This is a genomic window from Microbacterium sp. BF1 (genome assembly GCF_019279095.1).
Taxonomy (GTDB): Bacteria; Actinomycetota; Actinomycetes; order Actinomycetales; family Microbacteriaceae; genus Microbacterium; species Microbacterium maritypicum.
In genome coordinates, this window is record NZ_JAGYWT010000030.1 from 1 (window position 1) to 11,167 (window position 11,167).

Below are 11,167 nucleotides of genomic sequence, written 5' to 3' on the forward strand. Positions count from 1 at the left end.
AGCGCGACGAGGGCCGGGTGTGCGGCGCGGCGTGCGACTACTGGCACGTCACACGGACGGACGTGGACTTGCTGGCCGCGGTGCCGGGAGCCGGGTCGGAACTGCCCACGACGGAGGTCGGTGGATTGCAGGATTTGTCGATCTCGATGTTCGTGAATCCTGCGGCACCGAGCGCGGCAGAGGCCTGGACTCTCGACATCCCGACGAGATTCGCGGGAACGGTCGTGCCCTGCCCGTTGCTCGTCGTGAGGGTGACGGTCGCGCCGGTCGCAGCTTCCCCGTTGGGATCTTGAGCTGCGACGAGACCGGCGGCGAGATCGCTGTCGACCGCCCCTCCGACGGAGACCTGGAAGCCCGCGTCCGTCAGGATCGCGGTCGCCTCCTCCACCGACTTGCCCACGACGCTCGGAACCGTCGCCAGCTGCTGGCGGGTCAGCTTGCCATCGGGCTTCGGGAAGGCATCTCCGGGGTAGGCGGCATTGGCTGCGGCCTGTGCGGCCCGTGCCACCGGGTAGCGCATGTCGTTGAGGTTCCAGCCGTTGGCCCTCTTACGGTAGATGTTCTCCTGACCCTGCCAACGCCCGGCCCACACCGCCGTGGTGACCTTGGTGCTGGACTCGATCATCATGGTCGACCAGGTGTCGTGCGTTCCGGTCTTGCCGATCAGCGGCGTGCCGTCGTTGGTGTTGGCCCGGGAACCGGTGCCGCCGCCACCCATCACGCTCTGCAGCGCGAAGGCAGCGGTCGCTGCGACCTCGGGGGAGATCACGCCCTCGGTGCACGAGGAGGCGGGCAGTTCGCGCTCCTGACCGTCGGGGCCGACGACGCGATCGATCGCGCGCGGCGTGCAGTACGTGCCGCCGCTGGCGACGGTCGCGTAGGCGTTCGCCATCGCGAGGGGCGAGATGTTCTTCGGGCCGAGCACGTCGAAGGGCACGTTCTCGTCGGTCACCTTGCCGCCGTTCGCCAGCGTGACACCCATACGGTCGGCGACCTTGTTGATGTCGCAGATGTCGAGCTTCGACGCCATCGCGAAGTAACCACTGTTGAGCGAGTTCTTCGTGAAGCTCAGCACGGACCCGGTTCCACCGCCACCGCCGCCGAAGTTGCCGATCTCCTTCGTGTTGGCGTTCTGCTTTGCGCCGCAGACGGGGATCTTCAGGTTCGTCTGCACGCTTCCGTTGAGAACCTCGTTGACGGAGTGCCCCTTCTCGAGCCAGTCGATCAGGGTGAAGAGCTTGTAGGTCGAGCCGACCTGGAAGCCGCCGGAGTTGCCGTGCTCCCTGTCGCCGGCGAACACCAGCGACGAATAGGCCTGGTCGTCGGTGGGGGTCTCGGTGAACAGCGTGTTCTGCGTCATGGAGAGGATGCGACCGGTGCCGACCTCGACCGAGACGCCGGCAGCGCCGAAGTAAGCGTTGTCGGCGTTCGCGGGAACGACCTCTGCCATCTTCTCGGCGGCGGGGGTCTGGATGCGGTAGTCGAGCGTGGTGTAGATCTTCAGACCGCCGCGGCGGAGCAGGTCCGTCCGCTCCTGCTGGGTCTTGCCGAAGGCCTCGTCATTCAGCACGATCGACTTCACGTACTGGCAGAAGTATGCGCTGGCCCCAGCGGACGCGCAGCCCTGGGTCGGAGGATTCAGGGCCGGCGCGATGTCCGAGGCGTCGGCCTCGTCGTACTGCGCCTGCGTGATCTTGCCGTCGGCGAGCATGCGACCGAGCACGTAATGACGGCGGTCCTTCGTGAGCGCGTAGCCGTCAGCGGCGTTGTTCAGCGCGACGCCCTCGGCGTTCGTGATCGTGCCCTGTTCTGCCTTGTCGATGCGGTAGGTGTTGGGGTTCTGCACGATGCCGGCGAGCGTCGCCGACTGCGCGACCGTGAGGTTCGCCGCGGTCGTCGAGAAGTAGTAGTTCGCTGCGGCTTCGATGCCGTACACGGTGCCACCGAAGTTGGCGATGTTCAGGTACCCGAGCAGGATGTCGTTCTTCGAGAAGTCCTTCTCGATCTGGATCGCGTACCGCATCTCCTGCAGCTTGCGCTCGATGCCCTTGCTCCCTGTCGCGTTGGTCGCGTCGAGCCAGCACTGCTGGAGATCTTCGGAGTAGGTGTCGGAGGTCGTGTCGACCTCCTGCTCGCACTTCTGGATGAGCACGTTCTTCACGTACTGCTGGCTGATCGTCGACGCGCCGCGGCTGGACGTTCCGCGCACGTTGTCGACGAGAGCCTTCACCGTGGCGCCGATGTTCACGCCGCCATGGCTGTAGAAGTTCTTGTCCTCACTCGAGAGGATCGCGTCGTACAGGTTCGGGGAGACCTGCTCGTAGGTGACCATGCGTCGCAGCCGGTTGGTCCCCGTGGTGCCGCGGGTCGGCCGACCGAGGGGAGATGACGCCATGTCTCCATCCTCCCAGCATCCGACTAGGGCTTCGGCTCCGGGCGGATAAACTGGCCGCATGACTGCGACGCGCACCCTCATCCTGCTCCGCCACGGCCGGAGCGAGTGGAACGAACTGAACCTGTTCACCGGTTGGGTGGACGTCCGCCTCAACGCGCAGGGCGAGAAGGAGGCGCGCCGCGGCGGCGAGCTCCTGGCAGAGTCCGGCATCCTCCCCGACGTGCTGCACACCTCGTTGCTCAGCCGTGCGATCCAGACGGCGAACATCGCTCTCGACGCCGCCGACCGTCTGTGGATCCCGGTGACCCGCTCGTGGCGGCTCAACGAGCGTCACTACGGTGCGCTCCAGGGCAAGGACAAGGCGCAGACCCTCGAGGAGTTCGGCCCCGAGCAGTTCCAGCTGTGGCGCCGCTCGTTCGACGTGCCGCCGCCCGCGCTCGACGACGAGAGCGAGTTCAGCCAGGTGAACGACGTCCGCTACGCGGGCATCGACGGCGAGGTGCCGCGCACCGAGTCGCTCAAGCTCGTCATCGACCGTCTGCTGCCGTACTGGGAGAGCGCGATCGTCCCCGACCTCGAGGCCGGGAAGACCGTGCTCGTCACGGCGCACGGCAACTCGCTGCGTGGCCTGGTGAAGCACCTCGAGGGCATCAGCGACGACGACATCGCCGAGCTGAACATCCCCACCGGCATCCCGCTGGTCTATGAGCTGGACGAGAACAACGTTCCCACCGGCCCAGGACGCTACCTCGACCCGGAGGCCGCGGCCGCCGGTGCCGCCGCGGTCGCGGCCCAGGGCAAGAAGTAGGAGCCTCTGCTCCTCACGCAGAAGCCCCCGATGCGAAGGCATCGGGGGCTTCTGCGTTGCCGCGGGTGCGATCAGGCGTGGCCGAACTCCTGCTGGCCGAGCTCCTGCTGCTCGACGGCGAGGGGGATGTCCTCCTCGTCGACCGCCCAGTCACCGGTGGCGAGATAGACGACCTTCTTCGCGACGGCGACAGCGTGGTCGGCGAAGCGCTCGTGGTACCGGCTGGCGAGCGTGGCGTCGACGGTCGCCGTCGCCTCACCCTTCCAGTTGTCGCTGAGCACCTTCTCGAAGACGGTGGCGTGCAGTTCGTCGACATCGTCGTCCGCGTTGCGGATGGCGTCGGCGAAGCGCAGATCCTGGGTGCGCAGCAGCTCGGAGAGCGTGCGGGCCACCTCGACGTCGAGCTCGCCCATCTTCACGAAGGTGCCCTTGAGGCCCTTCGGGATGGCGCGCTCGGGGAAGCGGAGGCGGGCGAGCTGGGCGATGTGCTCCGACATGTCGCCCATGCGCTCGAGCGAGGCGCTCACACGCAGAGCGGTCACGACGATGCGCAGATCGCGCGCGACCGGCTGCTGGCGGGCGAGGATCTCGATCGCCTGCTCATCGAGGGCGACGGCCAGCTCGTCGATCTTGGCGTCATCGGCGATGACCTCCTCGGCCAGTGCCACATCGCTCGTGGCGAATGCCCTGGTGGCCTTGTCGATCGAGACCGTGACGAGGTCGGCGATCTCGACGAGGCGGTTCTGAAGGTCCTCGAGGGACTGGTGGAAGACTTCGCGCATGTTGGGGCGCAACCTTTCATTCGGATCTCGGCTGTGTCAGCGCGAGACGGCGGGTCGTCCGCACGAGAGCAGGTCTGTGCTCCAGCACAAGCCCGAAGCGATTGTCTGCTTCGAAGGTTAACGAACGGTGCCCAGCACGTGAATAGTACTTCTCCTGTTCCCGCCAGGGCGCGGAAACCCGCCGGACGGACGGTGAACGCACTCTACGCTTATGTCATGACCTTGCCGCAGCTCGCGCTGTCTTCGCTCGCCATCGGGCTGGTGATCGGCGTCGGCCTCTCCCTGCTCGTCGTGTGGGCATACCGGGCGCGGGCCCGCGTGCAGGAGGAGACATCGCTGGCGATTCCCGCCGGCATCACCGATGTCCTGCACAGCATGGACGATGCCGCGGCGATCGTCGACACCTCCGGTCTGGTACTCGCCTCCTCGCAAGCGGCGACCCGGTTCGGGATCGATGTCGGCTCGACGCTCGACAACCCGGAGCTGCGCCAGCTCGTGCGCGGCGTCAGGGAGGCCGGCGGTACCGCCACCGAGTCGATGCGCCTCACCCGAGGGGGCCTGAGCCTCGACCCCCGCCTGGTCTCGGCGCGCGCCAGCGTGATCGGCACGCGTCTGGTGCTGCTGATCATCCGCGACGTCACGGAGCAGGAGCGGCTCGATCAGATGCGTCGTGACTTCGTGGCGAACACGAGCCACGAGCTGAAGACGCCCGTGGGCGCGGTGAGCCTTCTCGCCGAGGCCATCGAGTCCGCGGCCGACGATCCCGCCCAGGTGCGCATCTTCGCCGCGCGCATCTCCGCAGAGGCGGGGCGGCTCGGACAGCTCACCGGACGCATCATGAGCCTGTCCCGGCTCCAGGCCGAGGACGGTCTGACGAAGGTCGGCCCGGTCGCGATCGACGAGGTGATCGCCTCCTCGATCGAGGCTCACGTCGTGCAGGCCGATTCCGCAGGGGTCGAGCTCACCAGGGGAGGGGACCGCGGCGTCTTCGTGCGCGGCGACGCCCAGATCCTGATCGAGGCGGTCGGAAACCTGATCGCCAATGCGATCGTCTATTCGCCCCGCGGCTCCCGCGTCGGAGTAGGCGTCCGCGCGGAGGACGGCGTGGTCGAGATCGCGGTGTCCGACCAGGGGATCGGCATCGCAGAAGCCGATCGCGAGCGCATCTTCGAGCGGTTCTACCGGGCCGATGAGGCCCGTTCGCGGCGCACCGGAGGGACCGGCCTCGGGCTCTCCATCGTCAAGCACGCCACCCAGCGGCACGGCGGCGAGGTGCGGCTGTGGTCGCGTCCGGGCCGCGGGTCCACGTTCACGATCCGTCTTCCCCGGATCGACGCCCCCGACAACCTCGACGCGGGCAAGAAGAGCAAGAAGAAGCGCGCGCGCAAAGCGGCCAAGTCCGCCGCATCCGCGCGCGTTCGAAACGGAGAGAGAGCATGACCCGAATCCTTCTCGTCGAAGACGAGCCCGACCTCGCCGACCCGCTCGCGTACCTGCTCCGGCGTGAGGGCTACGAGGTGGAGATCGCGGAGGACGGCCCCGGAGCGCTCGCGGCCTTCCGGGAGCGCGGGGCCGACATCGTGCTGCTCGACCTGATGCTTCCCGGCATGCCGGGAACAGAGGTGTGCAGGCAGATCCGGTCGACCTCCGCCGTTCCCATCATCATGCTCACGGCCAAGGACTCCGAGGTCGACATCGTGGTGGGCCTCGAACTCGGAGCCGACGACTACATCACGAAGCCCTACTCGTCCCGGGAGCTGCTCGCCCGCATGCGTGCCGTGCTGCGCCGGGTCGTGCAGGCGGACAGCGAGCTCGACGAGCGCGTGCTCGACGGCGGACGGGTCTCGCTCGACATCGATCGGCACACCGTCTCCGTGGCCGGAGCCCAGATCAACATGCCGCTGAAGGAGTTCGAGCTGCTCGAGGTGCTGATGCGCAACTCCGGGCGCGTACTGACCCGCGGCCAGCTCATCGACCGGGTCTGGGGGAGCGACTACTTCGGCGACACCAAGACGCTCGATGTGCACATCAAGCGGATCCGCTCGCGCATCGAGGAGAACCCGAGCGAGCCTGTGATGCTCGTCACTGTGCGCGGTCTGGGATACCGCTTCGAAGGCTGATCTCCCGGCGGGACGAAGAGCCCGTCGAGACAGCGAAGAGGCCGGCGCCCCTGGGCGCCGGCCTCTTCGTCTTCGTGCTCTGAGGTGTCAGTTGCTGGGGGCCGGAGCCGCCGTGTCGGTGGGCTTCGGCGTCGGCGTCGAAGGGGCCGTCTTCTCCGAGGGGGCGAGGTCCGAGTAGTAGGGGAGCGTTCCGTCGAGCACGGGAACCTCCGTCTTGACCCCGGGGGAGTCGCCGGACTGGAAGTGCATCTCCACCGTCGCGCCCGGCTTGGTGTCGAGTCCGACGATGCGCAGCGGTTCGGCACCGGCGCCCAGGCTCACCGTGTCGCCGGCGGGGACGGTGACGACGAGCGGGTCGACGCCCGCGACCGTGATCGTGAGAGTCGCCTTCTCATCGGTGGGGTTGACGAACGCCGCGATGAGATTGCCCACAGAGCCGTCTTCGGTGGCGACCACGAGGGCGTTGCGCACGTCGATCGGGCCGTCGGCGTCGGAGACGTTCACGCCGTCGGATGCGGCGTACTCGGTCTTGGTGGACTGTGGGGTGATGAACGTGCACCCGGTCGCGCCGAGCAGAACGAGGGCGCTGAGGGCTGCAGACGCAACAAGGCGCGATTTCACGGGTCCTCCTGAGGTCCGGCGGGGATATCCGCATCCATTCTATGCGTAAGTCGCGAGGGCTCCTGCGGCACCGGGGGCGCGAACCTTAGCGCATGTCCCCTGTGGTATCCTTGAGGTTGCCGAAAGGACACGTTTTTATGCTTTTTGAGGTTGGCGAGACCGTCGTCTATCCCCACCATGGCGCTGCGACCATCATCGAGGTCAAGGAGCGCATCATCAAGGGTGAGGCGAAGAAATACCTGAAGCTCAACGTCACCCAGGGTGATCTCATCATTGAGGTCCCCGCGGAGAATGTCGACCTGGTCGGCGTGCGTGACGTCATCGGCAAGGAAGGCCTCGATCATGTTTTCGAGGTGCTGCGAGCACCCTTCACGGAAGAACCCACGAACTGGTCGCGCCGGTACAAGGCGAACCTCGAGAAGCTCGCCTCCGGCGATGTGATCAAGGTGAGCGAGGTCGTGCGCGATCTGTGGCGTCGCGATCAGGACCGCGGTCTCTCCGCGGGCGAGAAGCGCATGCTGGCGAAGGCTCGTCAGATCCTCATCTCCGAGCTCGCGCTGGCCGAGAAGACCGACGAGGACAAGGCGGGCGCACTGCTCGACGAGGTCCTCGCTTCCTGAGCTCTCTTCACGACGAAAGGCGGGTGCTTCGGCATCCGCCTTTCGTCGTCTTCGCCGGTAACGTGATGCTGTGACCATCCTCCCTGTCCCGCGTTCAGCGATCAAAGGTGCGGTGCTGTCGTTCTGGGACGGGATCCTGCCGCCGATCCCGCAGGAGATGGCCGAGGAGCACATCCGCATCGTCGCCGAGGCGCTCGCCGCGGGTGGGGGAGAGGCGTTCCCGATGCGGTGACATCGAGGTTCCGATTCCTCGAACAGGCCGAGGAGGGGCAGACTGGGTGCGTGCGAACCATCCGTGACCTCGACACCGTTGAACTCATCCTCGACGCCCAGGGCCTGCTCGACTCCATTCGGGGTCCGCAGCGCGTGGTGGATGCCGGAACCCTGCGCGCCCTGCAGCAGTCGGGCAACTACGTCGTCGGCTTCTTCGACGGCGAGGGCGACGAGGAGCGCATGGTCGGCGCGTCGATCGCGTTTTTCGGCGAGCCCGCCCGCCGTGCGATGCACTCCCACATCACCGCGCTGCTGCCCGAGTACCGCGGTCGCGGCTGGGGGCGCGAGCTCAAGGAGCACCAGCGGCAGTGGGCCTTCTCCCGAGACGTCGGTCGCATCACGTGGGTCTTCGATCCGCTCGTGGCACGCAACGCCCACTTCTTCTTCACCGTGCTGGGCGCCCGCGCGACCGGCTACTCGGTGAACCGCTACGGCATCTTCGGCGGCGGCGACGCGGGCGATGAGAGCGACCGACTCGATGTCGAGTGGGCGCTCGCCGACATCGCCAAGCCCCCGGCTGACGACGCGGTCGTGGAAACTCTGGCCATCCCCGCCGACATCGAGGCGCTGCGCGAGTCCGACCCGGCAGCCGCCCACGAGTGGCGTCTGCGTCTGCGGGCGCAGATGGAGGGACTGCTCGGCAGCGGGTTGCGCATCGCCGGCTACGACACCGCGCGGGGCTACCTCTTCACCGCGTGAGCACGCTCTTCACGGCGTGATTCTCGTGGCCCGTGTGCTCAGCGCACTCCGCGCATGAGCTTCAGCACGGGCTTGACGCTCAGCAGCAGTCCGATGCCGACCACGATGGCGATGCCCCCGAGGATCGAGAAGAACGGCACCTCGTCGGTCGGATCGTAGAACCGTACGAGCTCGCCCGAGATGGCGGTGCCGAGCGCGATCGACAGGAAGAAGAGCGCGACCATCTGCGTGCGGAACACCGTCGGTGCGAGCTTGGTGGCAGCCGACAGGCCGACCGGCGAGATGAGCAGCTCGGCGACCGTGAACACGAAGAGGATCCCGACGATGGCCAGCAGCGGCGTGGAGTTCGCCCCTCCGCCGGCGAACGGCAGGAAGAGCAGGAACGCCGATCCCATGATGATCGCCGCCAGAGCGAACTTCACGGGCGTCGAGGGCTGACGCTTTCCCAGGCGGGTCCAGATCGCCGCGAAGACGCCGGACAGGATGATGATGAACACCGGGTTGATCGACTGCACCCAGGACACCGGCATCTCCCATCCGAACAGATTCCGATCCAGGCGCTGGTCCGAGTAGATCGTCAGCACCGTGAACTGCTGCTGGTACAGCGACCAGAATGCGACGCTGGTGATGAACAGCGGCAGGAAGGCCCACACCCGCGATCGCTCGGTGGCGTCGATGCGACGGCTGCCGAGGATCACCGAGAAGTACGCGACCGCGGCGACGATCGTGACGACGATCACCAGGGTGGCCAGATTGTCTGCGCGGATCACACCGGTGAGCACCAGGACGGCGATGGCCACGATCGCGGCGCCAGCGATGAGCCCGACCAGGCCGTAGCGGGACTTCGGAAGCGGGTTGGGCACCTCCCGTGCCGAGGCGGGAAGGGCCTTGCGGCCGAACGAGTACTGGATGAGTCCCAGGGTCATGCCGATGGCGGCGAGCCCGAAGCCGTAGTGGAATCCGAGAGACGACTGCAGGATGCCGGTGAGGATCGGTCCGAGGAACGCACCGAGGTTGATGCCCAGGTAGAAGAGCGAGAAGCCGGCATCCCGCCGGGGATCTTCCGCGCTGTAGAGGCTGCCGACGACCGAGGTCGCGTTCGCCTTGAGTCCGCCGGAGCCCAATGCGACCAGCACCAGACCGACGCCCACCCCGACGGCGCCGGGCAGGAACGCGAGAGCCAGGTGACCGGCCACGATCACCATCGCGCTGACGAACAGCACCCGCTCGGAGCCGAACAGTCGGTCGGCGAGCCAGGCGCCGAGGATCGTCGACAGGTAGACCGAGCCCCCGTAGGCACCGACGATGCCGCCCGCGACCGCCTCGGGGATGCCGAGGCCGCCCAGTGTGACCGAGTAGTACAGGTAGATGAGCAGGATGCCCTGCATGCCGTAGAAGCTGAAGCGCTCCCACATCTCCACGCCGAAGATGTGCACCAGGGCCCACGGTTGCCCGAAGAAACGGGTGTCGTCGTCGCGGGTCCGCGGTGTTCGCGCTGCAGTGCTCATCCCAAGGACGGTACTCTGACGCAGCCGCCGAGGCCAGGGAGCGCGCGGGAACCACGGATAGAATGAGGTGCCCGTGTTCACGGGTTTTTCCTCCCGCATCCGACCATTGGAGCCACCATGGCCGAACAGTCCCGCCTCGACAAGGTCATCGCCCTCGCCCGCCACCGCGGGTTCGTGTTCCAAGCGGGTGAGATCTACGGCGGTTCCCGGTCGGCCTGGGACTACGGCCCCCTCGGCACCGAGCTCAAGGAGAACATCCGCCGCCAGTGGTGGCAGACCTTCGTGCGCGGCCGCGGCGACATGGTGGGGCTGGACTCCAGCATCATCCTGCCCAAGCGCGTCTGGGAGGCCTCGGGTCACGTCGCGACCTTCACCGACCCGCTGGTCGAGTGCCTGCAGTGCCACAAGCGCTTCCGCGCCGACAACCTGATCGAGGACTTCGAGGCGCGCAAGGGCCGCAAGGCCGAGAACGGGCTCGCCGACATCCCCTGCCCGAACTGCGGCACCAAGGGGCAGTACACCGAGCCCAAGGCCTTCTCCGGTCTCGTGAAGACCTACCTCGGCGTCGTCGACGACGAGTCGGGCCTCTACTTCCTGCGCCCCGAGACCGCGCAGGGCATCTTCGTGAACTTCTCGAACGTGCTCACCGCCAGCCGCAAGAAGCCGCCGTTCGGCATCGGCCAGGTCGGCAAGGCGTTCCGCAATGAGATCACGCCGGGTAACTTCATCTTCCGCACCCGCGAGTTCGAGCAGATGGAGATCGAGTTCTTCACGCCGCCCGCCGAGGCGCAGGAGTGGTTCGAGCACTGGGTCGAGGCGTGCTGGAACTGGTTCATTGACCTGGGCATCGACCCCGAGAACATGCGCCAGTTCGACGTTCCGGAAGACGACCGCGCGCACTACTCGGCCGGCACGATCGACGTCGAGTACAAGTTCGGCTTCGCGGGCAAGGAGTGGGGCGAGCTCATGGGCGTCGCCAACCGCACCGACTACGACCTCTCCAGCCACAGCGAAGCGTCCGGCCAGAGCCTGACGTACTTCGACCAGGCCACCGGCGAGCGTTACACCCCGTACGTGATCGAGCCGTCGTTCGGTCTCACGCGCGCGATGATGGCGTTCCTCGTCGACGCGTACCGCGAGGAGCAGGTGCCCAACGCCAAGGGCGGCACCGACGTGCGCACCGTGCTCAAGCTCGACCCGCGCCTGGCTCCGGACGCGATCGATCTGCCTCCTGCACGACCTCGTGTGAGTCGAGAGTGCCGGGAAGCCGTCCCGGCGGATCGAGAGGATGACGAATGCGCACACTGGTCCTGAATGCCGGATACGAACCGCTGGCGATCG

At 67.1% G+C, this 11,167-nt stretch carries 10 protein-coding genes and 1 pseudogene; 7 read left to right on the forward strand and 4 right to left on the reverse strand.

All coding sequences use genetic code 11. The annotated features are described in order from the left end of the window. Nucleotides 1–37 precede the first annotated feature (37 nt). Nucleotides 38–2,395 (reverse strand): transglycosylase domain-containing protein, encoded by a 2,358-nt coding sequence (locus KZA10_RS02110; RefSeq protein ID WP_256934304.1) that lies wholly within the window; start codon nucleotides 2,393–2,395, stop codon nucleotides 38–40. 58 nt (nucleotides 2,396–2,453) lie between these two features. Here KZA10_RS02110 and KZA10_RS02115 point away from each other — a divergent pair, with 58 nt between their 5' ends. After that, nucleotides 2,454–3,203 carry a phosphoglyceromutase gene (locus KZA10_RS02115; RefSeq protein ID WP_218682052.1) on the forward strand — a complete coding sequence of 250 codons (750 nt, stop codon included), beginning with the start codon at nucleotides 2,454–2,456 and terminating at the stop codon, nucleotides 3,201–3,203. A 71-nt stretch (nucleotides 3,204–3,274) separates the two neighbouring features. On the opposite strand, the gene phoU is transcribed toward KZA10_RS02115, so the two are convergent. Continuing rightward, nucleotides 3,275–3,985 (reverse strand): phosphate signaling complex protein PhoU, encoded by a 711-nt coding sequence (gene phoU, locus KZA10_RS02120; RefSeq protein WP_017828961.1) that lies wholly within the window; start codon nucleotides 3,983–3,985, stop codon nucleotides 3,275–3,277. A 216-nt stretch (nucleotides 3,986–4,201) separates the two neighbouring features. Here phoU and KZA10_RS02125 point away from each other — a divergent pair, with 216 nt between their 5' ends. Continuing rightward, nucleotides 4,202–5,425, forward strand: coding sequence for a cell wall metabolism sensor histidine kinase WalK (locus tag KZA10_RS02125; protein ID WP_055866802.1), 1,224 nt, complete (start codon nucleotides 4,202–4,204; stop codon nucleotides 5,423–5,425). Beyond that, complete coding sequence (locus KZA10_RS02130) at nucleotides 5,422–6,105, forward strand: response regulator transcription factor (RefSeq protein ID WP_017828959.1); 684 nt, start codon at nucleotides 5,422–5,424, stop codon at nucleotides 6,103–6,105. The genes KZA10_RS02125 and KZA10_RS02130 overlap by 4 nt, the downstream gene beginning before the upstream one ends. Before the next feature lie 87 nt (nucleotides 6,106–6,192). Here KZA10_RS02130 and KZA10_RS02135 read toward each other — a convergent pair whose 3' ends face one another. Continuing rightward, complete coding sequence (locus tag KZA10_RS02135; protein WP_218682053.1) at nucleotides 6,193–6,726, reverse strand: DNA modification methylase; 534 nt, start codon at nucleotides 6,724–6,726, stop codon at nucleotides 6,193–6,195. A gap of 137 nt (nucleotides 6,727–6,863) precedes the next feature. On the opposite strand from KZA10_RS02135, the gene KZA10_RS02140 reads away from it, so the two are divergent. The 3 genes from KZA10_RS02140 (at nucleotide 6,864) to KZA10_RS02150 (ending at nucleotide 8,318) form a co-directional block, all read left to right on the forward strand. Next, the gene (locus KZA10_RS02140; protein ID WP_017201416.1) at nucleotides 6,864–7,346 is read left to right on the forward strand and encodes a CarD family transcriptional regulator; all 483 of its coding nucleotides are present in this window, start codon (nucleotides 6,864–6,866) and stop codon (nucleotides 7,344–7,346) included. 70 nt (nucleotides 7,347–7,416) lie between these two features. Next, the gene (locus KZA10_RS02145; protein WP_218682054.1) at nucleotides 7,417–7,578 is read left to right on the forward strand and encodes a hypothetical protein; all 162 of its coding nucleotides are present in this window, start codon (nucleotides 7,417–7,419) and stop codon (nucleotides 7,576–7,578) included. Nucleotides 7,579–7,628: 50 nt separating this feature from the next. Beyond that, complete coding sequence (locus tag KZA10_RS02150; protein ID WP_055866209.1) at nucleotides 7,629–8,318, forward strand: GNAT family N-acetyltransferase; 690 nt, start codon at nucleotides 7,629–7,631, stop codon at nucleotides 8,316–8,318. A 38-nt stretch (nucleotides 8,319–8,356) separates the two neighbouring features. Here the strand turns inward: KZA10_RS02150 and KZA10_RS02155 are convergent, their stop codons facing one another. Then, on the reverse strand, nucleotides 8,357–9,826 hold the full coding sequence (locus KZA10_RS02155; RefSeq protein ID WP_218682055.1) for a peptide MFS transporter: 1,470 nt from the start codon (nucleotides 9,824–9,826) through the stop codon (nucleotides 8,357–8,359). A gap of 117 nt (nucleotides 9,827–9,943) precedes the next feature. Here KZA10_RS02155 and KZA10_RS02160 point away from each other — a divergent pair. Then, nucleotides 9,944–11,059 (forward strand): annotated as a pseudogene (locus tag KZA10_RS02160) (glycine--tRNA ligase); the annotation flags it as partial. Between the last annotated feature and the right edge of the window lie 108 nt (nucleotides 11,060–11,167).